The sequence below is a fragment of the Psychrobacter sp. P11F6 genome (genome assembly GCF_001435295.1).
Lineage (GTDB): Bacteria > Pseudomonadota > Gammaproteobacteria > Pseudomonadales > Moraxellaceae > Psychrobacter.
In genome coordinates, this window is record NZ_CM003594.1 from 2,857,861 (window position 1) to 2,884,708 (window position 26,848).

General features: G+C 42.2%; 26 protein-coding genes and 1 tRNA gene. 10 read left to right on the forward strand and 17 right to left on the reverse strand.

Translation table 11 applies throughout. The features are described from left to right. Positions 1–256 precede the first annotated feature (256 nt). Entirely contained in the window at positions 257–2,395 is a 2,139-nt protein-coding gene (locus AK822_RS11790) for a lytic transglycosylase domain-containing protein (protein ID WP_060491774.1), read from the reverse strand. A gap of 387 nt (positions 2,396–2,782) precedes the next feature. Here AK822_RS11790 and miaB point away from each other — a divergent pair, with 387 nt between their 5' ends. Continuing rightward, positions 2,783–4,273 carry a tRNA (N6-isopentenyl adenosine(37)-C2)-methylthiotransferase MiaB gene (gene miaB / locus AK822_RS11795; RefSeq protein ID WP_060491775.1) on the forward strand — a complete coding sequence of 497 codons (1,491 nt, stop codon included), beginning with the start codon at positions 2,783–2,785 and terminating at the stop codon, positions 4,271–4,273. Positions 4,274–4,356: 83 nt separating this feature from the next. Here the strand turns inward: miaB and AK822_RS11800 are convergent, their stop codons facing one another. From AK822_RS11800 to AK822_RS11825, 6 genes are all read right to left on the reverse strand, one after another. Continuing rightward, on the reverse strand, positions 4,357–4,608 hold the full coding sequence (locus tag AK822_RS11800; RefSeq protein ID WP_060491776.1) for a hypothetical protein: 252 nt from the start codon (positions 4,606–4,608) through the stop codon (positions 4,357–4,359). Positions 4,609–4,758: 150 nt separating this feature from the next. Then, a complete protein-coding gene (locus AK822_RS11805) occupies positions 4,759–5,973 on the reverse strand; it encodes an RtcB family protein (RefSeq protein WP_060491777.1) in 1,215 nt (404 codons plus the stop codon). 801 nt (positions 5,974–6,774) lie between these two features. Continuing rightward, positions 6,775–7,515: a LysE family translocator gene (locus AK822_RS11810; protein ID WP_060491778.1), complete on the reverse strand. Its 741-nt coding sequence runs from the start codon at positions 7,513–7,515 to the stop codon at positions 6,775–6,777. 122 nt (positions 7,516–7,637) lie between these two features. Further along, the gene (argE, locus tag AK822_RS11815; protein WP_060491779.1) at positions 7,638–8,858 is read right to left on the reverse strand and encodes an acetylornithine deacetylase; all 1,221 of its coding nucleotides are present in this window, start codon (positions 8,856–8,858) and stop codon (positions 7,638–7,640) included. 135 nt (positions 8,859–8,993) lie between these two features. Then, positions 8,994–9,479, reverse strand: a complete 486-nt coding sequence (locus AK822_RS11820) for a nucleoside deaminase (RefSeq protein WP_228139025.1) — start codon at positions 9,477–9,479, stop codon at positions 8,994–8,996. Between the two features lie 296 nt (positions 9,480–9,775). Then, complete coding sequence (locus AK822_RS11825; RefSeq protein ID WP_055124733.1) at positions 9,776–10,429, reverse strand: UPF0149 family protein; 654 nt, start codon at positions 10,427–10,429, stop codon at positions 9,776–9,778. Positions 10,430–10,675: 246 nt separating this feature from the next. Between AK822_RS11825 and AK822_RS11830 the strand changes: the two genes are divergently transcribed. Together AK822_RS11830 and AK822_RS11835 are read left to right on the forward strand one after the other, a co-directional pair. Beyond that, positions 10,676–11,116: a hypothetical protein gene (locus AK822_RS11830; RefSeq protein ID WP_055124734.1), complete on the forward strand. Its 441-nt coding sequence runs from the start codon at positions 10,676–10,678 to the stop codon at positions 11,114–11,116. A 114-nt stretch (positions 11,117–11,230) separates the two neighbouring features. Beyond that, positions 11,231–11,662, forward strand: coding sequence for a cell division protein ZapA (locus tag AK822_RS11835; RefSeq protein ID WP_060491781.1), 432 nt, complete (start codon positions 11,231–11,233; stop codon positions 11,660–11,662). A gap of 82 nt (positions 11,663–11,744) precedes the next feature. Here the strand turns inward: AK822_RS11835 and AK822_RS11840 are convergent, their stop codons facing one another. The 4 genes from AK822_RS11840 to AK822_RS11855 all read right to left on the reverse strand — a co-directional run bounded on the left by AK822_RS11840 (position 11,745) and on the right by AK822_RS11855 (position 16,100). Beyond that, complete coding sequence (locus AK822_RS11840; RefSeq protein WP_228139026.1) at positions 11,745–12,041, reverse strand: hypothetical protein; 297 nt, start codon at positions 12,039–12,041, stop codon at positions 11,745–11,747. A gap of 252 nt (positions 12,042–12,293) precedes the next feature. Then, positions 12,294–14,387, reverse strand: a complete 2,094-nt coding sequence (gene glyS / locus AK822_RS11845) for a glycine--tRNA ligase subunit beta (protein WP_060491782.1) — start codon at positions 14,385–14,387, stop codon at positions 12,294–12,296. A gap of 9 nt (positions 14,388–14,396) precedes the next feature. Next, positions 14,397–15,386, reverse strand: a complete 990-nt coding sequence (gene glyQ / locus AK822_RS11850; RefSeq protein WP_087945723.1) for a glycine--tRNA ligase subunit alpha — start codon at positions 15,384–15,386, stop codon at positions 14,397–14,399. A gap of 501 nt (positions 15,387–15,887) precedes the next feature. Next, positions 15,888–16,100: a PspC domain-containing protein gene (locus tag AK822_RS11855; protein ID WP_045444125.1), complete on the reverse strand. Its 213-nt coding sequence runs from the start codon at positions 16,098–16,100 to the stop codon at positions 15,888–15,890. A 561-nt stretch (positions 16,101–16,661) separates the two neighbouring features. Here AK822_RS11855 and nadR point away from each other — a divergent pair. The 5 genes from nadR (at position 16,662) to AK822_RS15290 (ending at position 20,172) form a co-directional block, all read left to right on the forward strand. Continuing rightward, positions 16,662–17,702, forward strand: a complete 1,041-nt coding sequence (gene nadR, locus AK822_RS11860) for a multifunctional transcriptional regulator/nicotinamide-nucleotide adenylyltransferase/ribosylnicotinamide kinase NadR (RefSeq protein ID WP_060491783.1) — start codon at positions 16,662–16,664, stop codon at positions 17,700–17,702. A 113-nt stretch (positions 17,703–17,815) separates the two neighbouring features. Then, positions 17,816–18,547, forward strand: a complete 732-nt coding sequence (pnuC, locus tag AK822_RS11865) for a nicotinamide riboside transporter PnuC (RefSeq protein ID WP_060491784.1) — start codon at positions 17,816–17,818, stop codon at positions 18,545–18,547. 196 nt (positions 18,548–18,743) lie between these two features. Next, positions 18,744–19,196, forward strand: a complete 453-nt coding sequence (locus AK822_RS11870) for an Mpo1 family 2-hydroxy fatty acid dioxygenase (protein ID WP_060491785.1) — start codon at positions 18,744–18,746, stop codon at positions 19,194–19,196. Positions 19,197–19,588: 392 nt separating this feature from the next. Further along, positions 19,589–19,771: a hypothetical protein gene (locus AK822_RS14935; RefSeq protein ID WP_157292421.1), complete on the forward strand. Its 183-nt coding sequence runs from the start codon at positions 19,589–19,591 to the stop codon at positions 19,769–19,771. Positions 19,772–19,803: 32 nt separating this feature from the next. Then, the gene (locus tag AK822_RS15290; protein WP_372887192.1) at positions 19,804–20,172 is read left to right on the forward strand and encodes a hypothetical protein; all 369 of its coding nucleotides are present in this window, start codon (positions 19,804–19,806) and stop codon (positions 20,170–20,172) included. Here AK822_RS15290 and AK822_RS14940 read toward each other — a convergent pair. The 4 genes from AK822_RS14940 to AK822_RS11890 form a co-directional block, all read right to left on the reverse strand. Then, a complete protein-coding gene (locus tag AK822_RS14940; RefSeq protein WP_157292423.1) occupies positions 20,110–20,526 on the reverse strand; it encodes a roadblock/LC7 domain-containing protein in 417 nt (138 codons plus the stop codon). The two genes, AK822_RS15290 and AK822_RS14940, sit on opposite strands and share 63 nt — an antisense overlap. An 8-nt stretch (positions 20,527–20,534) precedes the next feature. Further along, positions 20,535–21,068 (reverse strand): GTP-binding protein, encoded by a 534-nt coding sequence (locus AK822_RS11880; RefSeq protein ID WP_060491787.1) that lies wholly within the window; start codon positions 21,066–21,068, stop codon positions 20,535–20,537. A 4-nt stretch (positions 21,069–21,072) separates the two neighbouring features. Next, positions 21,073–21,801, reverse strand: a complete 729-nt coding sequence (locus AK822_RS11885; RefSeq protein WP_060491788.1) for a BLUF domain-containing protein — start codon at positions 21,799–21,801, stop codon at positions 21,073–21,075. A gap of 188 nt (positions 21,802–21,989) precedes the next feature. After that, complete coding sequence (locus AK822_RS11890) at positions 21,990–22,349, reverse strand: hypothetical protein (RefSeq protein ID WP_045444104.1); 360 nt, start codon at positions 22,347–22,349, stop codon at positions 21,990–21,992. 431 nt (positions 22,350–22,780) lie between these two features. Between AK822_RS11890 and AK822_RS11895 the strand changes: the two genes are divergently transcribed. Next, entirely contained in the window at positions 22,781–24,016 is a 1,236-nt protein-coding gene (locus AK822_RS11895) for an amidohydrolase family protein (RefSeq protein ID WP_087945648.1), read from the forward strand. 205 nt (positions 24,017–24,221) lie between these two features. Here the strand turns inward: AK822_RS11895 and AK822_RS11900 are convergent, their stop codons facing one another. Next, positions 24,222–25,013, reverse strand: a complete 792-nt coding sequence (locus AK822_RS11900) for a glucose 1-dehydrogenase (RefSeq protein WP_060491790.1) — start codon at positions 25,011–25,013, stop codon at positions 24,222–24,224. Between the two features lie 289 nt (positions 25,014–25,302). Beyond that, positions 25,303–25,377 (reverse strand) — tRNA-Gly (locus AK822_RS11905). A gap of 638 nt (positions 25,378–26,015) precedes the next feature. Here AK822_RS11905 and AK822_RS11910 point away from each other — a divergent pair. After that, the gene (locus tag AK822_RS11910) at positions 26,016–26,828 is read left to right on the forward strand and encodes a M48 family metallopeptidase (RefSeq protein ID WP_045453551.1); all 813 of its coding nucleotides are present in this window, start codon (positions 26,016–26,018) and stop codon (positions 26,826–26,828) included. The last annotated feature ends 20 nt before the right edge of the window (positions 26,829–26,848 follow it).

The following is a 26,848-nucleotide window of genomic DNA, read 5'->3' on the forward strand; positions in this document are numbered from 1 at the left end:
CGTATAAAAGACACTAATTGATGCAATGGTAGCAAAACGTTTTTTTTAATCTATAGCAGAAACGTAAACATAAGCTAATGATAGCATCAATAGTACAAAAATATCGCAACGTTAGCATGTCATCATCAGCGATGTTTGGCGTCGAATTAGACATCGCGTCAAGACAAAACTAGCTTTGATTGCACGATCAAAAGTGACATAAAAAAACCATTAATGATTGCTCACGAATGGTTTTTTCAATTTATACATTAGCATTTTAGAGCGCGGCAGGTATCGTGCCCATACGCTGGCTAATAGGCTGACTACGACCTAATAGACTGCTATAAATGGTGGCATTTTCCATCACGTGTTTAACGTAATTACGGGTTTCAGGAAAGGCAATCGACTCGACGTACTGGTCGGCTGCGAGCGAACCATATACCGGTTGCCAACGCTTGGCATTGTTCGGACCCGCATTATAGCCAGCCGTTGCCAACACAGGTTGACGGTTTAGCTTACCGAAAATATCACCCATATACCATGTGCCGTAACGAATATTGGTATCGCCACTATTGGCACGGCTGGCGCTATAGGTCTCACCTAAATTGCGAGCAATATATTTTGCCGTGTCAGGCATCACCTGCATCAAACCACTGGCACCAACGTTTGAGCGTGCTGATGCAACAAAACGACTTTCTTGACGCATAATGCCATAAGCCCAAGCAGGATCGATACCAGCAGACTGACTATAACGTACGACTGCATCTTGATGCGGCATCGGATGTGATAACGCTAAGCTGTCTACTCTATCAGTATTATCAACGGCATAAATTGCTCGGTCGAGCCAGCCCATATCATAGGCTTGACGAGCAGCGGCAATAATCAAGTTATCATCACGCTTGTCGCGCGCCTGCTTTACTGCCCAGTTCCATTCACGATTGGCATAGGCACGGCTGGCGTCAGCATTATATAGAGCAAAAGCACGTGCAAAGTTGGCATCTTGCATGACACGTGCGCGATCAGCGGTACTGACATTCGGTAAGTTATTACCACCCAAACGACTGGCATCAAAGCGCTGACCCACTTTATCCTTTGCCATTAAGCCATAATAGTCATTATTTTTTGCCAAGTTTTGATACATTTTTTTAGCAGTATTACGCTTGTTTGCATCGCTTGATTGCTCGTAAGCGCGAGCCAGCCAATATTGCCACTGGTCACTTTTTTGGGTTTCAGCCTCCATTTTTGAGATGGCTTCGACCACATCATCCCAGCGGCTAAAGCGAATCGCTGCCATGGCATAATCTTCGGCTTCTTCAAAATTAAAATCTTCGTCTAGGCTATTGCGGAACCAGTCAACCGCCTCAGCATTAAAACCATCATCCGTATTATGATTCATACGTTGCACCCCAAGGATGCGATACGCATAGCGACGAGTCTCCGCATTCAACAATTTAACTGAACGCTGATTGTCTTGCTTAACATCAAAATCTAACTGTAATGCAGCTTCACGGTAAGACTTGTCAGCAACGCGTCCCATAGCATATAGATATAGGTATTGATTGTTTTGACTGGCAGGTTCTCGACTAAAACGGCTAAAAAAAGCAGACGGATTCAGTTGAATCTCACTCAATGCTGAATAAGCAATAGGCGTTCCTAAACGTGATGACAATGCCATAATGTCACCCGTTTTGCCTTTGCGTAGCATACGCTTGAGCCGCGCCGCGCGATCCTGATTGCTAATCAGCGCGTTATTATTCATCTCCATCGCGAGCTGGTCACACAAGGCTGGCTGCTTTTTGGTCGTCAACCAAACTTCAGACTTGGCTGCCATAGCCCGCATAGTATCGCCGCCATTATTGAACCCAAGCGCAACCGCACAGCGCTCACTGGCATCCGCATTGGTAATCAAATTCGCAACTTGGCGTACTGAGGCGTAATCATTGGAGCCTGCTTTAGTCTCAGCAAAATCCGCCACCAGCTTTTCTGCCATCACCGTATTTGGATATTGACGCACAAACTGTGACACTGCCGCCGAACTTTGCGAATTAAGATCCAAATTCATCCGCCAATAAGTGGGATACATAGCAAACAAACCGCCACTCATTGCTTGCTCATAATTGTATAAAGCACTGACATCACCGCGTTCTGCCGCAATTGCCGCTGCTGTAAATGAGCTCACACCATTGTCCGACTGATAGCCACTGTTTTGTTGATAGCTGCCTTCTTGCTGATAACTGTCCTCTTCGCCCCACGTCAGCTCAGCACAAGCCACCTGTGACAATCCTAGCGCACTCATTGCTGTCGCCAAACTTAACGCACTGACTCGTAGCGTCCTTGCTTTCATTCGTTTTGCATCTTCATTTTGCTTAATAGATTCTCTATCCTTGATGCTATGAGCAACCTGCGGCTTTGTCATACTGACTCTCTTTGTAATGTGTCCAAATGATTTGGCTAAATAATATGTTTAGAATAACAATGCCAAAACGGCGTAAATCGCGATTTAATCAATCGCGCTAATATGGTCGCATTCATCATACTATATTCGTTGCACTTTCAACCATCACCTTTACCTTTTGTTAATAAATACGATAGCACGGTGTAACATAGAAGTGATAGCAAGCTGTAATTTTTGCCAAACGCGTTACTAACAGCAGTAAACAATTGATACTGTTATAAATAATTTATCATAACGACCAACAATTGACCCTGCTAATTTTTCACATTGTCATAGGGTTGTGATAAAATACGCCACCTGTTAATCACCTATCACGCTATATTTTTAGTCAATCATGGACTTATCCTTATGAGTGTTACTGTATTTAATCCCCGCATCGATGACACTGCTGTCGCTGAAACAACCGCTACTGCACCTGCTGTCACTGCACTCAAAGAATCAAGTTCAGCCCAAGCACCTGTCAAAACAGCGACTAAGAAAGTCTTTGTCACCACGCAGGGCTGTCAGATGAACGTCTATGATTCTGGCAAAATGCTGGACGTGCTCGGTGATTCCCACGGTATGGAAGTCACACACGATATCGATGAAGCCGATGTATTGCTGATGAATACTTGCTCTATCCGCGAAAAAGCGCAAGAAAAGGTGTTTTCAGAATTGGGTCGCTGGCGCAAGCTAAAAGAAAAGCGCCCTGATCTCGTCATTGGTGTCGGTGGTTGCGTAGCCTCTCAAGAAGGCGATAACATTCAAAAACGCGCGCCTTATGTCGATATGGTATTTGGCCCGCAGACATTACACCGTTTGCCAGAGCTGTATGATCAATCACATGAGCAGCGTGAAATCGCACCAAAAAATCGCATCGGCACAGTTGACGTATCCTTCCCAAGTATTGAAAAATTCGACTTTTTACCTGAGCCAAGAGTAGAAGGCTTTAAAGCCTTTGTCTCTATCATGGAAGGTTGCTCAAAATATTGCTCATTTTGCGTGGTGCCTTATACCCGCGGTGAAGAATTGTCGCGCCCACTCGACGACGTATTGGCTGAAATTGATAGCTTGGCGGCGCAAGGCGTGCGTGAAATCAACCTATTGGGTCAAAACGTCAACGGCTATCGTGGTGAAAAAGACGACGGCAGCATTTGCCGTTTCGCCGAGCTATTGCATTATGTCTCGCATGTCGATGGCGTTGAGCGTATTCGCTATACGACCAGCCATCCACTAGAGTTCACTGATGACATCATTGATGCCTATGCACAATTGCCAGAGCTGGTATCGCACTTGCATCTACCCGTACAAAGTGGCTCGAACGCAATATTGGCTGCCATGAAACGCAATCATACGATTGACGTTTATATCAATCAAATTAATAAGCTCAAAGCCATTCGCCCAGATATTCACTTGTCGAGCGACTTTATCATTGGCTTCCCTGGCGAGACGGAACAAGATTTCCAAGATACCTTAAATCTAGCAAAAGAATTAAATTTCGATCACTCCTACAGCTTTATTTACTCTAAACGTCCGGGCACGCCAGCCGCTGAGTTGCCAGATGATGTGAGCTTTAAAACTAAAAAAGAGCGCTTAGCAGAATTCCAAAAAGTCATCATTGACTCAACGCTTGCCAAAACCCATGAGATGGTCGGTACTACGACTCGCGTATTGGTTGAACAAGTTGCCAACCGTCATCCTGACTGCCTAATCGGAACGGCAGATAACACCCGTACGGTCATGTTCCCTCACGATGTCGAAAAAATGGATGAAATGCTAGGTAAACTCGTCAGCGTACGTATTACTGATTTCGTCAGCCCGCACATGGTAAAAGGTGAGCTAACCGAAGTATTGGCGTAACCGTTAAATTATAAGTTTGAGTAAAAATAAAAAAGCCGTTCACTATTTATAGTGAGCGGCTTTTTTGTTGTTTAAATTTAAGATTAAGATGAACGATTACTACTCCACAACCAATCCGTCTGCCGTAGCTGCTGCTTGGTCTCACGGCGACGTTTTTTTCGGACGATATCGATATCCTCCTTTTCGTGAATACCACCTTTTCTTAACAGTGGATCTAGTGCCAAATAGTTGCGCGGCTTGACAGTGCCTATTGAGTGTTGTGCACCTGTCTCGGCTTGCTGTTCTAACTGCCGCTCAATCTGTTTGGCTTTTTTTAAAGTTTGTTTTAAGCTCATATTGTTACCTATACTTTTAATATATATCGATCTGTTTTGTCTGTTCGAGTGACGGCATAGTGAGGCCACGACTAGGAAATCGAGCGCAAATAGTACACTTAGTACATTTAGCTCGGTTGACATCGTCGTGGCTCGCTATGCCGTCACTCGTTAGCCTTTAATACACATCACCTGCTTCAGCGTATGCACCACTTCTACTAAGTCAGATTGATTCGCCATTACTTCATTAATGTCTTTATAAGCGCCAGGTATTTCATCGATGACGCCTTTATCTTTGCGACATTCGACACCATCTGTCTGCGCTTTTAACTCATCAATAGTGAACGCTCGCATGGCTTTACCACGGCTCATCTGTCGTCCTGCCCCGTGCGAGCAAGAGCAAAACGATTCCTCTGCGCCTAGACCGCGCACAATAAAAGACTTTGCGCCCATAGAGCCTGGGATAATGCCGAGCTCACCTGCATAAGCACTGATCGCACCTTTACGAGTGACATAGACTTGCTCACCGAAATGCACCTCTTCATTGACATAATTATGATGGCAATTGATGGCTTCGTTGGTCAACTGAAATCGTGGTAACCCCGCTTGTGGCGACTGCAATGACTTGATGACCAAGCGCATCATCTCACGGCGATTTTCTAGCGCGTAATCCTGCGCCCAGCCCACCGCTTCAACATAATCAGCAAAGCTATCAGACCCTTCAGCAAAGTACGACAAATCATGATCTGGCACATGACCAAAGCGCGATTGACGCTCTTTTTTGGCAAGGTTAATAAAGTACTGGCCAATACAATTACCAATACCGCGACTTCCAGAGTGCAGCATTACCCAGACGTCTTTGTTTTCATCCAAGCAAAGCTCAATGAAATGATTGCCACCACCCAGTGTACCGAGCTGCTTTGCCCAAGTGCGCTCAAAACCTTTGAGCATTTTGAGCAAACCTGGATGCTTATCAGTAATCGGCTTTAAGCGCTTGCCTAGTGGATCAAGCGTTGAGTTCTTGGCTTGGATTTGTTTGTGCATGTTGAAGCCAACAGGCACTTGCTGCTCAATGATCGACCGCAATGACTTTAAACTGTCAGGCAGATGACTCGCTGTCAGTGACAAACGCACCGCATTCATACCGCAGCCGATATCCACACCAACGGCGGCAGGAATGATGGCTGATTTAGTCGGAATCACACTACCGACTGTAGCACCTTTGCCAACATGCACGTCAGGCATAACTGCAATGTGTGAGTGTACAAACTCCAACTGGGCTAAATTGCGTAGTTGCTGCATCGCACCTTGCTCAATATCTGAGGTATAAATCTTGACTGGTACACCATGTTTGCGGTTTTCATTTAATATTAATTGAATGCTCATCTTTTATATTTTCCATTTTATTATTTTTATAACCATGCAGGATATGTTTACTTACCTATTATTAAAATTTTTAGACATTACTTATCCGTCTCAATTAAACATAACGTTTAATAAGAAGATTATTTAATAATCTATAAAATTTAGGCAATAAAATACCGTATTTCTATTAAATGAAAAATCAATAGAAATGTATAATTAGTTTATTATGGACGTTTTGAAGGAAGATTTTACCGTACCAAAATTGAAAGCATAAAAATTATGCATACAGAAAGGCATACGCTAAACGATGGCGTAAGTAACCTTATTGGCAATAGCGGTAAAGTAAAATGTTAGATAAACAGACAGCAGTAAGCGCAATATGGCTTAGCACGATCGCAGAGCGATTTTGGCACGGTAGACTTAGAAGAGGAATAGCGCAAGTAGATACAGAAGACTATGCGTTGATATCATTCAATAGGATATCACTCAGTAGCTTATATATAAATTCAGCCAAACCTGTTCGAAGTCGTCATTGCTGTCAGGTAGTTTACACATTCAATCTTTAAAAACGTCTTGATAGTTAAATAGGACACGATGATTCCTCCGTAGGTTGTGGCTAATTATTGTAGACAATAATAGCAGACTTATTGGGATGGCTTATCGCTTACATAGAAGCTAATAAATAGATGTAGCAATAATAACGATTTAAAAAATAAAGTCAATAATTAATTTTAATTAAATAAAAAAATATATTTCATTAATCATGTTATTTAAAAAGTGTTACTTTGAGAGTGTTATTTTAAATATAGAACTAAAAAACCTTTAAACCATAAAGCTATTTATGACTTCAACCAATAAAGCGGCTGCAATGATGATAAATATGATGCCGCAACCACGATTAAGCCACGCTAAACGATTGCCAACATCGAGCCAACTTGCCAGTTTTGTACCACCTAAGGTATAAATAATCTGCCAAATCGTCTCACTCAAAAACAACCCTATGGTTAATAAGACATATTGCGGCCATAGTGGCGCACTAAAATTGATAAACTTCGGAAAAAATGCCGCAAAGAATAAGATAGCTTTTGGATTAGATAACGATACCCAAACACCTGTACGAAATAGGGTCGTATTACTTGGAAAGACTTTGACAGCCGCGCTAGAGAGCGAACGTGGCTGCGGTGTATTAGCCGTGCTTTCACTGTTACTTTCAGACGCAGAATATTCCGAAGCGACTTCTTCACTCATTTCGCGAGCGTCTTTCATTAAACTACCATCACCCGCATCACGCCATGAGCTGATACCTAGATAGATTAAATAAGCTGCACCCACTGCTTTAATGACTGTCAACAACCAAGGCGACTGGCGACTGATCACATCGAGTCCAAGTAGGGTCGAAAGCAGTAATATAAATAGCCCAAGACTCAGACCTGCCAGCGTCCACAGCGTTCGCTTCACGCCATAGTTCATGCCATACTGAAATGCCAGTAGCATGTTTGGACCTGGGGTCGCTGAAATAAAAAACGTACTTGCAAAGAATACTGCAAACAGATGCCAAGACATCGACCAACCCCTACTTTATTATTTATAAAAATTTATCGTAATAATGCCAAACTGCTAAAAAATAAACACCGCCATAACGACGGTGTCTCTTCTGCTAACTCGTCACTTGCTGATTTAATCCATCAATTGATCGTACAGCTATCTAATAACTTCTGTAAAAAACCATCACAGCGCTCAATTTCACTCAGCTCGACATATTCATCGGCTTTATGTGCTTGCTCAATACTACCGGGACCGCAGATAATCGTTGGGATGCCAGCATTGGTAAATTGCCCGCCCTCAGTTGCATAAGCTACTTTATGACGCTCGTTATCTCCAGTTAGTGCGGCTATTAACGATTGCAATTCAGCACTGTCATTATCAGTCATTGCCGGTACGCTTTCTTCCTGCATCAGCTCAATACCGGTATCGGCAGCACATGCTTGCATCTGGGCATTTAATTCTGCCACTTTCGCTTGAATCGGTGCAAGAATATCCTCTTGCGTCATATGCGGCAGGTTACGATAGTCAAAGGTAAACTCGCATAGATTAGGCACAATATTGGTCGCGGTGCCACCTCGAATCGTGCCTACAGACAATGTGGAATAAGGCACATCGAACAGCGCATCATTATCACTGCGATGACTAATCTCTTCTGCTAACTCATCGACATAACCAATCAAACGACTGGCATAGCTGATAGCATTGACACCTTGGGCGGTCAATGACGAATGCGCAGACTTACCATGGACGCGGCAACGATAAACGGCAATGCCTTTATGTGCCACAACCATCGTCATATTGGTTGGCTCACCGACGATACAATAATCAGGGGTGATACCACGCGCTTTCAAATCTGCCAGTATCAATGGCGCACCCAAACAGCCCACTTCTTCATCGAATGACAATGCCAAATGCAGTGGACGACGTAACTGACCGCTATTTGATAATTGCACAGCGCGTGGTAATAACGTCAATGCACAAGCAATAAAGCCTTTCATATCACACGCACCGCGTCCGTATAGCTTATCGTCACGTATCGTCGCAGTGAATGGATCTGACGCCCAGTCTTGACCATCAACTGGCACCACATCGGTATGACCAGACAGCACCAGACCATGATTTACTTCATCAGAGTTTTTGCCTGCTGGCACAGTAACGAATAGATTGGCTTTGTTTTTGGCTTCATTAAAAGTCAAATCTATTATCAAACCTAATTGTTCACAGTACGCTTGCACATCTTTAATCAAGGCTAAATTTGAATGGCGACTGACCGTATCAAAGCCAATCAAACGCGTTAGCCAATCGATACTATGCGCAGGGTAAGACGTATTTTTGAGCTGATTATTATTGTTCGAAGTCATGAAATATCCTTATCACGATATAATACCGATTTTAGAAATACGGTTAGCGATGTTAAATTTTCCAAGCCTACTAGATGTAGTACTCGCACTCGTTTTTCGCTACTGTAATTTCTGGAATGGTAAAAATAGAAAGCGTTAGCATCTTTGAAATGCGCGCTGTTGCAGCGCCTTTACTTCTGCATCTAAGCCTGCAATCGGACCTTGTACTGGTATGTTCGGAGCCACTTCTTGAATACTTAATGAATTGATCGGTGATGAGGATTTTACGCCCATCTCCTGCATCCATTCATCCAACTGTTTTGATGAGCTGACATAAACGATACGACCAAGCCCTGCCCACGCATGCGCGGCCGAACACATGGCACAATGCTCGCCTGAGGTATAAACCACAGCGTTAGCGCGCGCCTCCGCTGTCATATTTGCTGCTGCCCATTTAGCAACGGCAATCTCAGGATGATAAGTAGCATCGACAGAATTGGCTCGGTTACGATCTTCATGCAGCACATGACCGTCGCCGTCGACCAATACGCTACCAAATGGCTCATCGCCCGCCTCTAAAGCTTCAGTAGCAAGCTCTACGCAGCGGCGCAAATACATCATATCATTGTCGGTGATCATCATAATCTCCCTTCTATTATCTAAGGGCCAGTAATGACTCTTAAAATCTCTCATATCTTTTTAGAAAATACTAGGGCGTGTTCTCATTTTGAAAATGGTGATAAAAATGAGATAACTGATAGCCAAATCAGAAAAATAGCGCAGATAATATTGGGACATTAACCAGCTATTTGACGTAGTTTTGCAAGATTTAACTATTTTTAGCCCATTTAGTCGCTTTCTCTTAGATTGAGGACACGCCCTAGCATGGATAATAAGTTGGCTTTTATGACAGATTGCTTCTTACGATAGCGTCTTTATTATGAAGGACGGTTTTGATTCATCGCATCAACGACTGGCGGCATTGGCTTTGGTAACTTGCCTTCTGCCTGCAGCTCTTTGGTGGTTTTGGCATCGATAGCCAGTCCGGCAATTAGGGCAATATCTTTAACAGGTTTACGCGTGCGGGTAGCAAAGCTCACTGGCACCATGCGCGCAAACTCATAAATATGCAGATAAGACTCTTCGCCACCTTCAAAGTTTTCATCATCTTCTAATCGAATACCACCAATTTTAGCCAAATCAGACAGCATCTCATTTTCGTCACCACTGAGACCACAGTCGGTAATCCCAAAACCCGTCATAAAACCATTTGCCCACTGTTTCAGTGCCATCACGCGCTCGTACAAATCATGTTCATCATCTGGCACTAATGGTGTGTAAGAATAAGCATCGTCTTTGTCTTTAAGCTGAAAAACAGTGTCTTCCGCTTCTTCTGTTAACAGTGTCAATGCCTCATCAGGTAAAGGCGCAAAACTGAGCTCCTCAAATACCTTAGCCCATACTTGTTCATCAGGCGCATTACAGGCAGTCATCAGCCCTGTCATCAAGCCGTGCACTTCGCTGATAGATACGTCAGTCCAGTCATCAAAAGCAGTCAGCCATGTATTCCAGCCAGATATATTGTCATTCATAATAGAGGTCCTAGTGATTGATTATTGCTTAAAAAATATTGCTTAAAAAATAAAAACAGACGGATAAAATAGGTGTGAGACATCGCTTGATATTATCAATCAAACCATGGCTAATAAAAATAAACAAACAACGCCTAATATAGGTAATTACTTTGTTGATATAGATATTATGCGGTCACCTATGGCATTATTAAACGCAGAGAACAAAATTCATTCACGCTTACTTGTTAAGGATAAAAACTGACTATGTATGATCAACTTAGAATATTAGAAAAAATGATACTCGACATAAAAAAACAGTATCAGCTTGTCAGTGCTGAACTTAGCAGCCTCAAACAGCATCCTGTTAGCGACCCTCAAGAGCTTGCAGCATTAACGACCAAGCTCAACACTAGTCATAGCGAACGCGACGGTGCCAAAAAGCAATTGAACGATCTCGACAAGCGCTACCAAAGCTTGGCTGAAGCGCATCATATGATAGGCGAAGAACAAGACAAACTGCAAAAACAGGTCAGCCAATTGCAACAACAAAACAGCCAATTGCAACAACAAAATAATGAATTAAAGCAGCAATATAGCGATATTAAACAGCAAAACAGTGAGCTGCAGAAAAAGAATCAATTGGCAGCGGAGCGTACACAAGTTGTATTAAAACGCTTAACTCACATCGATCAAGTAGAAGGCTGATGGGATGGCAATAAACGATGACCGATCATCACTACTTGCTAATGAAACCGACAAAATCAAAACGGTGATATCTTATATTACTCATTTTACTGACCAAACATTGTAGGATTTATCATGACCGATGACCACAAAAACTCTGTAGAAAAACAGCCACAAAATGGCCAACAGCAGAATATTTCTTCTAAACCACAACCAGTCGCTGCAACTGGTTCAAATACGCCGAGTGCTACTGTGAAAACCACTATCCCTGAACCACAAATCAAAAAGGTTGATATTGCAATTGCGGGTGTCACTTATCCTATTTATTGCCCAGTACACGAACAAGAAGAGCTGCTCTCAGCTGTCTCGTATATCAATAACCATGCACTAGATCTCAAACGAGATGCGCCAAGCCTCAGTCAAGAAAGCATCTTGGTACTGTGCTGCTTAAATTTGTATGAAAAAATACACACCAATCAAAGAAGCGATGAAGATCGACTACAGCAAGACAAACAATCTGAAGCGCTATTAAATAAAATTATGAAAGACGCACAGTCTGTTTTATAAGCGCATATTACGCGACGAAACAATAAGCGCTTCGCTCTGATGAGCCAAGCGCTTTTTTATGCCTAAGTCATAATCTAATTATTTATACCTCAGGGTTATAAACCTTACCTGCATGAAAGTCTGCTTGATGCTCATAATTACAAAAAAACAATGCTTGGTTTTCGCCAATAGCACTCTCACTATTCGCAGCCAAGTTGGGCTTGGTTTCAAGGACGCCGCGGTATTCAGCCAAGCTGTTGCCACAAAAATTGCACTGACGCGGTGTGATCACATCCCCTTTTTTTGGCATCATGCTTTTGGGCGCACGCGGGTACATAAATTTATAAAACCCCCACATTACTATCCAAATAACGATGATGATAATGATAACAGCAAACACGGCAGTGCTCCTTTGAATATGAGTAAGCGCTATGAATGATAAAAGCCGCTTGGCGGATTATTCAATACGTCTAGGCAGTATAACTTATACCAGCAATACTGACGATAGTGCTATGCTTTAGCGAGTTAATTGTCCATCCATTTATCATGATAATTTATCAATAAATGCCATGATATGGCGTAAAAAACTGGCCATAGCGGGCCAGTTTTTATATTAAACAGAAAATAAAGTGAGCGATTTATATTAGTGAAACTATAGCTGCAACTCACTGATATCAGCGACGGTTAAAAACAATGCACGTACTTGCTTAAGCAGCGCTAAGCGGTTGTTTTTAAGGGCGGCGTCTTCACTGTTGACCATCACATTATCAAAGAATTGCGTCAACGGCTCATCTAAGCTGGCAAGCGTTTGCAACACTTGTGTGTAATCCGCTTGTTCTAGCATCGGTTTAACCGCCGTCTGCGCTTGCAGCACACTTGCATATAAGCTTTGCTCCGCAGGCTCAGACAATGGCGCTTCATCCACAGTATCAGCGACACTCACTTCCGACTTGGCTAATATATTGGCGACACGCTTGTTTGAATCAGCAAGCATTGAGGCTTGTGACAATTCGCTAAAGGCTTGTACCGCGCGAATACGCTGATCAAAATCAAGCGGCATATGCGGGTTAATCGCTTGCACTGCTTGGATAGTATCAACGCTCACGCCCTGTTCGGTATACATCGCACGATAGCGCGAGTTTAAGAATGCCATGACCTGAGTAAACGTATCACCCATTTTTTCAATCTTGCTGCCTTCAGCGTCACTATAGCCTTTGATTGCTTGTTCAACGAGCGCTACCAGATTAATTGGCAATTGCTTTTCAATCAAAATACGCAGGATACCGATGGCTGAGCGACGTAAACTGAACGGATCTTTTGACCCTGTCGGCGCTTGGTCAATGGCAAAAATACCAACAAGCGTATCTAAACGGTCAGCTAATGCTAAGCAAATACCAATTGGCGTCTGTGGTAATACATCACCGCTGAACTTAGGCAAATATTGCTCTTCTAAACTTGCCGCGACTGCTTCTGGCTCATTATTCAGACGCGCATAATAAGTGCCTGCGATGCCTTGTAATTCAGGATATTCACCGACCAATGAGCTTGCCAAATCAGCTTTTGACAAAATACCCGCACGCACCGTTTCATCGATATCAATCTGCTGACCCTGCTGTTGCATCAAGGCGGCAATAAAGGCGGCAAGCTTGGCAATACGCTCAGATTTTTCCCAAATCGTACCCAGCTTGTCTTGGAAAACGCGAGTTTTGAGGCTTTCTGTCAACGCAAACAATGGCTGCTTCTGGTCTTGCAAGAAGAAAAACTCGGCATCGGCCAAACGCGGACGTACGACTTTCTCATTACCTTCGATAATTTGATTGGGATCTTTTGACTCAATGTTGGTAATAAAAATAAAGTAAGGCTGCAACTTGCCTGCTTTATCAGTTAAGCAAAAATACTTCTGATCCGCTTGCATGGTAGAGATAAGCGCTTCTTGCGGTACCTGTAAAAAACGTGGCTCAAAGCTTGCTCGCAGTGCAATCGGGAAATCAACCAATGCGGTGACTTCATCCAACAAATCTTGCGGCACGATAGCATCAGCATTGACCTCATCTGCTAGTGCTTTGACTTGGTTTTTGATCAGCATTTGACGCTTATCAAAATCAGCCACGACTTTTAAACCGCCTAGTAATTCTTCGTAGTCATTGGCGTGCGCAATCTCATGATAGTTAGGACTATGGAAGCGGTGGCCACGAGTTTGCGTGCCTGTTTGATGGCCTTGGATAGTCGCATCAATGACAGTACTATCTTGCATCAATACCGCCCACTGGACTGGACGCACAAATTCATTGCGGCTGGCACCTGAACGCATACGCTTAGCAATCGGTAGATTGTCTAGTGCAGTCTGAAAAATGGCAGCTAACAGTTCAGTAGTTGCTTGACCATGAATGACTTGCTCATAACCGACATAATCACCTTTGTCGGTGTTAATCGTTATCAACTCGCTGGCTTCAATGCCCAAGCCTTTTGCAAAACCCATTGCCGCGCGTGTTGGATTACCTTCCGCATCAAAGGCAGCTTTAATCGCCGGGCCACGTTTTTGCTCACTGCGATCCGGCTGCTTATCGCTAATGCCCTGAATTTGAAGCGCCAAACGACGCGGTGCGGCAAAGGCTTTGATACTATCGAAGCTAATTTCTGCTTCATTCAATTGTTCAGTGACACTCGCTTGTAGCGCATCACGTAGTGGCTTTAGGCTTTTTGGAGGTAGCTCTTCACACCCCAGTTCAAATAGAATAGTACTCATGGGATGCTCCTATTTATTGTTATTAGTAGATTGATTGTTATCAATAGCTTGATTGATTTCTGTATTCTCAGCGGCTTCTTCTTTTGGCAAATACTTATCGAGCGCCGCTTGACGATGTGCCTCATCCGCTAATGGAAAGCCTAACTTAGCGCGTGCTTCAACGTAACCAATGGCAACCTTACGGGCAAGCGTACGCACACGTAGGATAAAACGCTGACGTTCGGTCACTGAAATCGCACCGCGCGCATCGAGCAAGTTAAAGGCATGCGAAGCTTTTAGTACCATCTCATAAGCAGGTAATGGCAAACCTTCGGCAACCAACTTATCTGCTTGCTGCTCATAAAAGTCAAACATCTGACCCATCATCGGCACATCTGCGTGCTCAAAGTTATAAGTCGACTGCTCAACTTCGTTTTGATGGAAAACATCGCCATAAGTGACGCGACCAAACTCACCATCTGCCCAGACCAAATCATAAACGCTATCGACGCCTTGTACATACATCGCCAAGCGCTCAAGTCCATAAGTGATTTCACCAGTCACCGGGAAGCACTCAAGACCGCCTACTTGCTGGAAATACGTAAACTGCGTCACTTCCATACCGTTGAGCCAAATCTCCCAGCCTAATCCCCACGCACCCAGCGTTGGCGATTCCCAGTTGTCTTCAACGAAACGCACATCGTGCACCAATGGATCGATACCAATGGCTCTTAGCGAGTCCAAATACAGCTCTTGGATATTAGGTGGGTTTGGCTTTAGCACCACTTGAAACTGATAGTAATGTTGCAAGCGGTTGGGGTTGTCACCGTAGCGACCATCGGTTGGACGACGTGACGGCTGCACATAGGCAGCATTCCAACGCTCAGGACCTAATGAGCGTAAAAATGTCGCGGTGTGAAAAGTACCCGCGCCGACTTCCATATCATAAGGCTGCAAGATAACACAGCCCTTATCTGCCCAATAATTCTGTAGGGTTAGAATTAAATCCTGAAACGTCATCGGCTGAGGGTCTGTATTTTCTATCATCGGAGTTGTCGCTTGGGATGTCATAGTTTGGGTTTTCATAGTAAAGCCACTGTGGAATGGATATTTATAAATAAAGTTTTGATAGCACTCGTATAGCCTATTTGGCAACGACTCTATTTGCCTGCTCACCTTACTAAAAATTGACTATTTTATCCATATTTACTGCAATTAAATTTATGCTGCAGACCTAAACGAGTCGTTATAAGGCTCATTTATAATCAAACTGCTGCAATATAGGAGGCACAAAAGTAGCAGATAAAAAAATACCCAAATGCGCGAGCATCTGGGCAGGAGGAAAGGTATGTCTTTGGTATCCTGATGAGTCAGGCTTTTTGTTTTTTAGTCGAACTGCTATTCTTTTTTTTTGGTAAAAATCTATCTGAGCTAATCTCGATAGTGATGCTATCAAAACGATACTACTATTAAGCTATTAAACTAAGCTATTAAAAAGATAAGAGCAAATATAAAAAAATCTTATTGGTAAGACGCATTAGTCGCTTTTGGCATGATTATCCATAAAATTATATAAATTAAGATGCCAGGTACTGCTGCACTCAAAGATGAGATAATCACGAATAATACTCTCACCCAAGTCGGTGACCAGCCAACGTATTCGGCAATGCCACCCATCACACCTGCTATCATGCGATTGTTCTGTGAGCGATGTAGTTTTGCTAGTTTAGCCAAATCAAATACCTCTCTATTGTTTCTATTGTTATTTAAAATTCTACTTTTTGCTTTTTTCTTCTATTTTTATGCTTTTTTTCCGATTCTAGTCAGGAAACTACTTAGCCTTCTTAACTTATGAATAAGTATAGCAACTATTTAATATTTATCTGTTGAACGTATAGACGTACTTTGTGAGTTTATGCTAACCAAGCTTGCCCTAATCTGTCATAAAACCTCATAAACTGCTGATTTTAAATAGTTATTTCAAAATGTTTCACGATGAGCTTTATTGCTGCCATATTACACATGTTGTTACAAATCCAATATTTAGCCATTTTCAGCACATAGATATTGTGTAGATGAAACTTCAGAAATGGTGAGATACTCAAACAATCACAGTTAAATTAATAACTTGGTCATATTTTTATCAGAAAAAAGTCATATAAAAAAACACCCCTTTACAATAACCTACCTGTAAATCGCCTTAAACCTTTATAACATGCTGGTAAATAACAGATATTCCAGCAGTCTATCTATAAAATTAGTGCAATTAAGAATAAATAAAAATTAAGGAAAGCTATGTACGAGTCAGGATTGATGATTGGACATTTTGAGCCACTACATTTAGGTCAAATGCGCAGTATATTGGCTGCGGCAGGACAAGCGAATACCTTGCATATTATCATTATGGCGCATCCAGCACCGCATCCAGATTTTGACATTACTTTGCAAGACAAAGCACGTTGGCTACAGATGGCGTGTGCTGATTTACCATTTATCCAGATTCATACCACTCATGAGATTGAGCTGCCACTACATGATAGCTTCGTCGATGTGACAATCGACATTCCCGCCAGCAATGCCAAACTACAACGTTTGACGAGAGCGCTCGACTTACCAGCAGAGACAGTCTTGTTTGTCGCAGAAAACCACCCATTGGCGCAGAGTGATGTCTATGAGCGATTATCGATGCCAGTCATCACGACCCCGCTACAGCCTGAGTTTGATTCTTATGCCATCGCTCGTAATCCAGTCGCACATTGGTCAGCTATTCACCCGCAAGCGCGCGGCGACTATACCAAAACGGTGGCGATTGTTGGCGGTGAAAGCTCAGGTAAGACCACATTGGTGCATAAACTGGCCAATTATTATGGCGCCAGCTTTGCTTTAGAGATGGGACGATTATATGTCGGTACTGATTTGGGCGGTAGTGAAGTCGGTCTACAATACAATGACTATGGTCCGATTGCCCTTCAGCATGCTCAAGCTATAAGAGATGCGGCGGCTAATGCGACCGCTCCTGTCACCATCGTTGATACCGATTTTGTGACTACTCAAGCATTCTGTGAAGAATATGAAGGTTGCAGCCATCCTTTTGTGGCGGCTTGCATCGATGAGTTTCGCTTAGATCATACCATTATGCTGGATAACAATACGCCGTGGATTGATGATGGCATGCGCTCATTGGGCACGCCTGAGGCGCGTGGACGCTTTGAGCGACGTCTTGTCGATATTTTTGCTCGTCATGATATCAAACCGCACATGGTTGATCAGCCAGATTACGATGCGCGCTATCAGCAAGCGCTGCTGCTTATCGATCAGTATGTTTATGGTAGATAGACGAGATGATAAAAATAGCGATGGCAAGAATAGCGATAATACAAAAATAATATGATATTAAAAAATAAGATAAGCACCCATTGTAGTTTTAATACTTTAAGGAAAAAGGCTTTATGCGTATTCAGCTATTAGATAATATTACTGGAAAGTGGGCGATGCAATGGATTGTCACTTGGTTCATTTGCGGGGTAATAGCCTTATCCGCAGGTTTTTGGCTCACAACAGAACATACCACGCTTGATATGTTTTATTTGGGCGTGTCTTTCGTTGGTTTGGTCTGTGTGGTTTCGCTATCATTTCGCAAAAACGTCATGGGCAACGGGTTGGGAATGGCAGCGACTGCGGGAGAAGTCGTCGTGCAGGCGACGTCTGGTGCAGTCGGTTTGATGCTCGCGCCACTCTTTAACTTTTTCACCCATGTCTACGGTATTTTTTATTGGTCAAAACATACCGATCCTGATGGCGACATGATACCAAAGGCGGCGAGCAAAGCGGTTTGGTTGATTACCGCCGCCTTTATTATTATTGGTCTCGCACTTTTTCCCACGGTAAATAATTTACTAGCCAGCTATGGCTATGCAGTGGTTGAAGATGATAATAGTAAATTCCTAGGATTTATCTCCTTCTTTTGGATCAACGTCATTGCTTTTGTCCTCTCCATTACTGCACAAGCCGCGATGATTTTGCGCTATTCATTTAACTGGTGGTTATGGATTATCGTTAACTTTGTCTGGCTCATCGTCAATCTAATGTCAGGCAATTACATTTTTGCCATTCAAACCATGATATATCAAATAAACGCCTTTATTGGTTTGTATGAATGGCAGCGCAGTGAACAAGGTTAGCGGTTATCTTGTGTGACGTATAAGCGCTGATATCTTAAAAGAATAAAACCGAAGAGCTCGCAGATATTGGCAAACATGTTGATAACGTTATAGGTTTTGACTGTGGCGTCTATCAGATAATGTGGTGGACTGGTTCAATTAGTGCTACAACTGATAGGAGAGATTTTTCAATTCATCTACTAACATGGAGGTTAGTATGTCTCGTACTCAGCAAAAACGCCTGTCTAAACGCACACTTGAGCAATGGCTTAGTGAATATTCTGTCAGTCATCAAAACCTAGTCAATAAGAAGATCCATTGGCTATGCGTTCCTACTATATTTGTCAGCCTGTTAGGCATGGGCATGTCGCTATCAGTTTGGTTTACCTTGGTACTTAGCGCGTTGGTATTGTTATTTTATATGCGTCTATCCACGCCGTTATTCTTGGCAATGGGGATGTTTATTCTTATTTGTTTGTCAGTAATGGCATTATTACCATGGAGCTTTAAGGTTTGGGCAGCTGTTTTTGTGGTTGCTTGGATTGGACAGTTCATCGGTCATAAAATTGAAGGCAAAAAACCCTCGTTTTTTGAAGACTTACAATTCTTATTAATTGGTCCAGCATGGGTAGCTAATAGCTTGATAGGTCGTAAAAAAAGCCAAACCTAACTATTTATCCTTGATAGTATCTTTAAGCTTAGTATCTTTAAGCTTAGTATCTTTAAACTCAGTATCTTTAAGCTCAGTATCTTTAAGCTCAGTATCTTTAAGCTCAGTATCGTGAGAATTAGTACCTAAAAAAGCACCGCTCAACAATCCGTTAAGTGGTGCTTTGTATATTAAGCTATCAAAGAACAAGTTATGAAAAATAAGCTATCAAAAAAATTTATTGACTGTAATTAATTACTCTAGATTTCAGAACAATAACACTGTAAATATAGCGTCAAATAGCCACAGCAGAACCTTTTACTTCAAAATCGAACCATTCATTTTAGAATAGAGCCAACAGCATAAATTCAGCCTATTCGCCCGATAGTTAATACGCGATAAGCCTCTACGCAATGTACTGTAGAAATTCTTCATTACGCGCCATCACCGATAGATACAGCACTGGCTGTCCCGTCCTAAACGTTGAGTTGGATTTTTCTGATCGACACGTTGATTTGATCGAAGAAGGGTATGAGATCGTCATTCGCATTAAGAGCTGCAAGATTCCAGCGACCAAACAAAACGGCTGGCGCTGACTCGTTATTCGCTCTGTGCCAGTCCCGATTATCTGAGCAGAATGGGATTACTTGAGACGCTAGCAGATTTGAGAAATCATGAATTTTTACAAGATGGTTTTGGCACAACCAGCAACCTAAAGCTGACCGATGAAGAAGTCAGAAAGCATAAGCACAGGATCCATGCCAAAATTAATACCGCTAATGCTGAGTTTTTGGTAGATATGGCCGTCAAAGGTCAATGCATTACCTTTATACAAGGTCGATATTTGATCACGCGAATAACATCACATGTCTATCATAGTCGAATTATCGCTTATAGCCCTACCGAATCCAGCAATCTTAGTTACTTATGCGCCTTACTCAGTGATAGCAGAAATGGCACCAATCAGTTTTTTGGTCTTATATCTTGCTTCTGCTAGTGCCATCTTATTCTGCGCTACCACGGTCAATACACACGGCTTACCGATATAGTCAGTTTTGACAAATAGCATATTTCCAGCAGTGGCTTCGACAATAGTGATGTCGCACTTGCCCTGCTTCATTTGACTCGCGGATGAATCGCTCAGCGCTGATAGTGTGCTACTCATCGCCGCAAACTTGTCCGTTTGATTGCTCAATTCACTGATCGAAAAGCAACTAATGGGAAAGCCATCTGTGGTGCATAAGCTAACCAATATGACTTCTCTATTGGCGTCACACAATGCTTTCATGTGGCTTAATAACGCTATTTTTGCTGGTGATTTTTCGTCTAATTTTTCTTTTAACATAGTCATATCTGGCATTAGTCTTGATTATTAAGGGTATTAAATAATGACAACAGAGACACGGCGGACTCTCTGTTTCTAGGATCTGTATGCAGCACAGGTGCCACCACGTTATGCTGCATCAACATCACTCTTATTTCTTGTCCCAGTGCTGAAAGGCTATCTTTGTCAGCATCTTCGCAATGAGTGATACCAATGATACACGTGGTCTGATTTTTTTCTGGCGCAAAAAAGTGTAACAGCTTATCTAAATTGGCATAATCGGGTGTCTCGCCATATCTAATCAAAATGAGCAATCCCCATAGCGACTGATTGACAAACTCCCATAAAAAAGAAAACCGCTCTTGACCTGGCACACCGTAAATACCTAGCGCCATATCGTCAGACAGAGTGATGCGCCCATAATCGATGCCGACCGTCGTGTACTCTTTACCGATATCAATACTAGATTTTGCTTCTGTTTCGATGGGGCTTATCTCGCTTAATGTCTTGACCAACCGAGTTTTTCCAGCACCTACTTCACCAATGATTGCTAGCTTCTGATAATTCAATTTTTTACCTCATTCCTAAGAATTTTTTGATCGCACCATAAAATTTGTTAGGCTTTTTCTCATTTACGGTTTGCTCATGTATCGGTGCTGCCTCTGTGACACTCAATAAACCTAAACGATCAAACTCTCTGATAATCTGTGTGACTTGATGATGGCTGCCAAAATCACCACTATCCGCTAGTGCATTAAACGAATAAGGCTTTTTAGTCAATTTGATACACAGGTTCATCATCATCTGCGGCTGGCTTTCATTATTGAGATCAGGCCATGCCAACAATCTTAAATCCTTACCTTCATAATACTTTTCAGGCACCGTATCAGATTTTTTTATATCAATAAACGGTTGAATACGTCTTTGTTGATATTCATTAAAGCTGTTTAACACAGCGCTATTATTCTCAATGAACGCATTAAAAAAGTTGCCTTGATCCACAAAATCAAACACGCTCACAGCCCAATTATTAAAGCTGCGTTTGATCACGCGCACATCCAAAAACACCCAAAGATCTTCATGTCTAGGATCAGAAGCTATCTTAATCATTAACTTGTCTACTTCAAGATAAGGGCCTTCTAGCACTTGCAGATACTGACCGTCACGGTAAGAGATGATACCCGTAATTTGCGATTTTGGATTGTGCTTACGAGAGACGCTAACGATGTCTGATAACCCAGTAGGCATTCGAATAGTACGATCACTGATAGGCACTCTACTGACGTACGCAATACACTTCATTTTGCCACCACTTGATAAAACGGCTCACGCTCGTTAAGTTATTCCTACTGCTTATAAAATAATAATTCGCTATGTACAGTACGTACATAACGAATTTGACCTTGTTGCCAGTCTTGTCTTATTTAAGGCGCGATAAGCAACAAGGAGAGTTTGATAAATCACTCATTTTTTGAACACGACCAACCGAATTATACTTCTAGTTTATTTTCTACCGCTTGTACCTTACGGCGGGCTAATGCAAGATTGGCTTTTGATTTATCAAGCACCAAATAAATAAACAAGTCTTCATGCTTGGCTGTAGGACGAATGATGTGCAATTGAGACTCCAAGGTGATCAACATATCTTCGATTTCACCTTTGATATCTAATGACTTCATCGTTGCTACCTTCGCCTTTACCACTTGCGAGTTACCTGCTGCTGCAAGTTCTAAGTCAACGCCGCCGCCAGCCATACCAAGTACCATGCCTGACATATAGTCGACGATACAGCCACCCATTGCACCATCAAGATTCATTAATTCTTGTAACGACTCATCGATATTTGACATACTTTTTCCTGTTTATCTGATTGTATTTAAATGAAGTCATTCCATCACAGAAATGCCTTCGTAGTTTCAAGCTATGAAGCTAAATTTAGCTTATTATTTACTCTTTTTATTATTAGTATATCTTAACGAACACTCAAAAATTATAAGATAATTATAACAATAAAACATTAATAACTAAGTATGTTTTTTGGTAAAAACGATATAGTCTATTTATAAACAAAGTCTACATACCGTAGCGGTGGTCATTATATTCCATATATTAGACTCGATGACGCTTACCCCTAACCACTCATGAACAAAAAACGACCGTTGGGTAGGAAAAAATAAAAACATCGAATAGTCATGCGGATTTAAAGTTTAAAACCCCCACTCTTGACACTAAAATGCCATTGATCGTTGAATCACTCCAAGCAAAAAAACAAGGAAAAATGATGCCCGATTTACTTATAAAAAATGCCCAATTACCCAATCATAAAAACTTGGTCAATATCAGTATAAACGGCGCTTATATTGAGAGCATTGACGACATTTCGAAAAAAACTGAAAATGATGATGCGTCAAAAGCAATTTACGATGCTAAAGGTTACTTTGTCTGTGCAGGATTCTATGAGAGCCACATTCACCTTGATAAAGCCTGCATCCTTGATCGTTGTACTATAGAGCAAGGTGATTTAAACGAGGCTGTTGAAGAAACAGGTAAGGCTAAAAAGGATTTTACGGAAGTAGATGTGTTTAATCGTGCTGCACGAGTGATTGAGATGGCGATTAAAAAAGGCACCGTTGGTCTGCGTACCTTTGTTGAAACAGATTCAAAAACAGAGATGCGTGCCTTTAATGCCATCAAAAAAGCCCGCGATACCTATACATTTGCCATCGATATAGAGATTTGCGCCTTTGCGCAATCAGGATTGACCAATGACCTGCATACTCATGAGCTACTCAAACTGGCATTGTCACAAGGCGCTGATTTGGTTGGCGGCTGTCCATACAAAGATGAGAATCCTCACAAGCATATTGAAATGGTGTTTGACTTGGCTGAGCAGTTTGACGTCGATGTTGATTTTCATTTAGATTTTGATCTGGATCCACAAGGCTCAAGCATTCCAAAATTGGTTGAAGAAACCATCAAGCGCCATTATCAAGGTCGCGTGTCTATTGGTCATGTGACCAAACTATCGGCGATGGACAAAGACAAACGTATGGAAATGGCTGCGTTACTGAAATTCGCTGACATTACCTTGACGGTGTTACCAGCCACCGACATATTTTTGAATGGGCGTGATTATGATGCGCTCATTCCTAGAGGCATGGTCAACGCCAATGAGCTATTAGCAATGGGCATCAATACGACTATTTCTAGTAATAATATTTTAAATGCTTTCACGCCTTACGGTGATGCCTCACTGATTAGAATGGCAAATATGTATGCCAATATCACTCAATTAGCAAAAGATGAGCAGATAGCGGAGGTATTCGATATGATTAGCAAAAATGCAGCGAAACTTTTGTCACAGCAAACGGAGATTAAAGTAGGAGCACTGGCTACCCTAGTCATATTAGAAGCGAAAGGCGCGGTAGAAGCGATTAGAATCAATTCGCAAGCCATCGCAGGCTTTAAGAATGGCAAGCAAACTTTTTGCAATGAGGTCGCCCATATTTGCTTTTAATGACCTGAATATCGTCAATTGAGCACATTCAGTCAATTGAAAGATACAGCCTATCAATGCGCCAGTATCTTTATCATAAAACATAGGCTTAAAACGATAAAAGCGTCACCCAACTATACGTTAAATGACGCTTTTCATAACGGTTTTCTTACTATTTACTATAGCTTTAACATCATGGTTTAAATACTTTCATATGCAGATAAGCTTAGTCCAAGGTTTGCACACCGCCGCCATTCACAAATATGGTTTGACCACTGACCCACTCAGATAGTGGTGCGGCAAAATACAGCATAGCACCAGCGATATCATCGGCTTCACCCAAACGTTGAATCGGCGTATGCTCTAGCATTTTCTTTTCGATTTCTGGTGTTAGTACAGTTTTTAACGCATCAGTACGCGTGGCACCAGGTCCAACCGCATTGACGCGTACCTCAGGGCCAAAATCATGTGCCAAGTTCGCCACCATATGATTGACAGCCGCTTTTGAACCCGCATAACCACTCATGTTCAGGCTTTTATTGATACTCGACATCGAAGTGGTAAATACAATCGAGCCATAACCCGACGCTTTCATATGTGGCACGCATAATTGAGACAAGCGCCAGCCACTAAAAACATTCAAATCAAAGTCACGGCGAATATCATCGACCGATGCTGTGGCTGGGTTTTCACGACCACCGCCGCCGCCGCCAGCATTATTGATTAAAATATTGACAGTACCAAATTCAGCGACGACCTTATCTACCATAGAGACCAAATCTTCATCTTTCAAGATATTACACTCGACTGCCAAGCCTTTTACACCATAAGCTTCGATATCCTTGACCGCAGCCTTTGCATCTTCTAATTTTAGATCAGCAACAGCGATGTTTGCCCCAGCTTGTGCTAGACGTAACGCCGTTGCTTTACCAATACCATTTGCACCACCCGTCACAATTGCGGTTTTTCCTGACAGATCAAATAATTCATTAAATGCTCTATGTTTGAATTCTTGCATAATTATTCCTTATTATCATCATGGTCTATAGATGGATTATTTGTTGTTATATTCGTTTAAACGATCTATATAATTATGCGTGATTAAACTGAGGCTAATGTGTCAAATTGACCACCTTTTGTAACTTAGTTTTGGCGCTACAACTTTTAGTAATCTATGTCGTGAATTCCGTCGATAGTAGCTTGGAATGTCATCGAAATATTCTTAAGAAACAATGACAACCCTTAAAATCAGGACAAAAAAAAGCCTCACAATAAAGTGAGGCTTTGATGCTTTTTCAAGCCATATTTGGAGCGGGAAAAGAGATTCGAACTCTCGACCCCAACCTTGGCAAGGTTATGCTCTACCACTGAGCTATTCCCGCTTATTATCGAATTGTAGTGTTGTTAACAACAACTCCGTCTCGATAGGCTGGCTATTCTATCAGATATTCTAACCCTGTCAACCTCATTTTTAACGTTTATTTCCAATATTATGTCTTTAACTCGCTATTTATTGATGTAATTATCATAAATAATTGATTTAGCGATAATTATTTATTTTAAATAATATCAATTATTTTTCACAATAATGTTAGAAATCTAAAGCTCTGTCCTTGTAGGTAGTATCTCATTGCCTATGAGACTATTTTTTGACTGAGATTTATGCCGCCTATCAAGTTTATAGACGTTAGTCGCGAAAAATAGATTTGTTGGTGTCAACGTCCCTCTCACTTACAATCCTACGCTGTATTGTTACTTTTCCTGCATTGGTTTTGCCTTAGTAACATTATTATACTTATGCCTAATGACAGTTCGGGTAAAATTTTACTGTTGAGGTCACGTAGCAAGCACAGGTAGAACATCAATAAAAAACTGCCTTACTTGCCTCTTCGACTCTTTATTCCACAAAAAATTTAATACGAGTCATTTGAACGATAATCACTTTAACGACAACCGCTTTATTGTTAATAGCCGCTTTGTTTTATTTTATTTTTTATCATTTACAGCGAGGATGTTTATTATGAAAAAATTACTGACCAGCACCGTGATGGCCGCTTCATTGTCGGCACTAGCCCTGACAGGTTGTACCAGCACCACCAGTACCGGTGCCGTTGGCGTTGACCGTCAGCAGCTTTTACTGGTTTCTAGTGAGCAAGTTTTGCAGCTGTCTGCACAGAGTTATGCCAAAACGTTGCAAGAAGCAAAAGCGCGCGGCGTGTTAGATACCAATAAGGCTCAGCTTAATCGCTTAAAGAACATCGCTAATCGTTTGGTCGGTCAGGTCGGTGTCTACCGTCCAGATGCGGCGAAATGGCAATGGGAAGTGCATACGATCAAATCTAATGAGCTGAATGCCTTTGTGGTACCGGGTGGTAAAATCATGTTTTACTCGGGTATCATTGACCGCCTGAATCTCACGGATGACGAGATTGCGGCCATTATGGGTCATGAGATGTCACATGCGCTGCGTGAGCATTCACGTGAGCGCCTATCGCGTCAGTATGCGACGCAGACTGGTATCGGCGTGGCTGCTAGCATATTTGGACTGTCACAAGGTCAAGCTGAACTAGCAAACGTTGCTGGGGATTTGGGGCTGAGCCGTCCACACAGTCGCACACAAGAAGCTGAAGCCGATCAGATTGGTCTAGAGTTAATGGCACGTGCTGGCTATAATCCGCAAGCAGCGGTTACCTTATGGCAAAAAATGCAAAGCGCGAGTCAAGGTGAGCCACCGCAGTTCTTAAGCACTCACCCGACCAGCAGCAACCGTATTGCTCAGTTGCAATCATTAATGCCTAAAGTGATGCCGCTTTATCAAAAAGCGCGTCGCTAACGAGATTGTTAGATTTCATG

Bases quoted from the DNA above. Each gene is read 5' to 3' on its own strand.
- AK822_RS11895 (WP_087945648.1), top strand. From the start codon at position 22,781: ATGCCCGATTTACTTATAAAAAATGCCCAATTACCCAATCATAAAAAC.
- glyQ (WP_087945723.1), bottom strand. From the start codon at position 15,386: ATGACGTTTCAGGATTTAATTCTAACCCTACAGAATTATTGGGCAGAT.
- AK822_RS11800 (WP_060491776.1), bottom strand. From the start codon at position 4,608: ATGAGCTTAAAACAAACTTTAAAAAAAGCCAAACAGATTGAGCGGCAG.
- AK822_RS11790 (WP_060491774.1), bottom strand. From the start codon at position 2,395: ATGACAAAGCCGCAGGTTGCTCATAGCATCAAGGATAGAGAATCTATT.
- AK822_RS14940 (WP_157292423.1), bottom strand. From the start codon at position 20,526: ATGACTATGTTAAAAGAAAAATTAGACGAAAAATCACCAGCAAAAATA.
- AK822_RS11810 (WP_060491778.1), bottom strand. From the start codon at position 7,515: ATGTCTTGGCATCTGTTTGCAGTATTCTTTGCAAGTACGTTTTTTATT.
- AK822_RS14935 (WP_157292421.1), top strand. From the start codon at position 19,589: ATGTACTGTAGAAATTCTTCATTACGCGCCATCACCGATAGATACAGC.
- AK822_RS11830 (WP_055124734.1), top strand. From the start codon at position 10,676: ATGTATGATCAACTTAGAATATTAGAAAAAATGATACTCGACATAAAA.
- AK822_RS11910 (WP_045453551.1), top strand. From the start codon at position 26,016: ATGAAAAAATTACTGACCAGCACCGTGATGGCCGCTTCATTGTCGGCA.
- AK822_RS11900 (WP_060491790.1), bottom strand. From the start codon at position 25,013: ATGCAAGAATTCAAACATAGAGCATTTAATGAATTATTTGATCTGTCA.
- pnuC (WP_060491784.1), top strand. From the start codon at position 17,816: ATGCGTATTCAGCTATTAGATAATATTACTGGAAAGTGGGCGATGCAA.
- nadR (WP_060491783.1), top strand. From the start codon at position 16,662: ATGTACGAGTCAGGATTGATGATTGGACATTTTGAGCCACTACATTTA.
- argE (WP_060491779.1), bottom strand. From the start codon at position 8,858: ATGACTTCGAACAATAATAATCAGCTCAAAAATACGTCTTACCCTGCG.
- AK822_RS11890 (WP_045444104.1), bottom strand. From the start codon at position 22,349: ATGTCAAATATCGATGAGTCGTTACAAGAATTAATGAATCTTGATGGT.
- AK822_RS11885 (WP_060491788.1), bottom strand. From the start codon at position 21,801: ATGAAGTGTATTGCGTACGTCAGTAGAGTGCCTATCAGTGATCGTACT.
- AK822_RS11835 (WP_060491781.1), top strand. From the start codon at position 11,231: ATGACCGATGACCACAAAAACTCTGTAGAAAAACAGCCACAAAATGGC.
- AK822_RS11805 (WP_060491777.1), bottom strand. From the start codon at position 5,973: ATGAGCATTCAATTAATATTAAATGAAAACCGCAAACATGGTGTACCA.
- glyS (WP_060491782.1), bottom strand. From the start codon at position 14,387: ATGAGTACTATTCTATTTGAACTGGGGTGTGAAGAGCTACCTCCAAAA.
- AK822_RS11870 (WP_060491785.1), top strand. From the start codon at position 18,744: ATGTCTCGTACTCAGCAAAAACGCCTGTCTAAACGCACACTTGAGCAA.
- AK822_RS11825 (WP_055124733.1), bottom strand. From the start codon at position 10,429: ATGAATGACAATATATCTGGCTGGAATACATGGCTGACTGCTTTTGAT.
- AK822_RS11820 (WP_228139025.1), bottom strand. From the start codon at position 9,479: ATGATGATCACCGACAATGATATGATGTATTTGCGCCGCTGCGTAGAG.
- miaB (WP_060491775.1), top strand. From the start codon at position 2,783: ATGAGTGTTACTGTATTTAATCCCCGCATCGATGACACTGCTGTCGCT.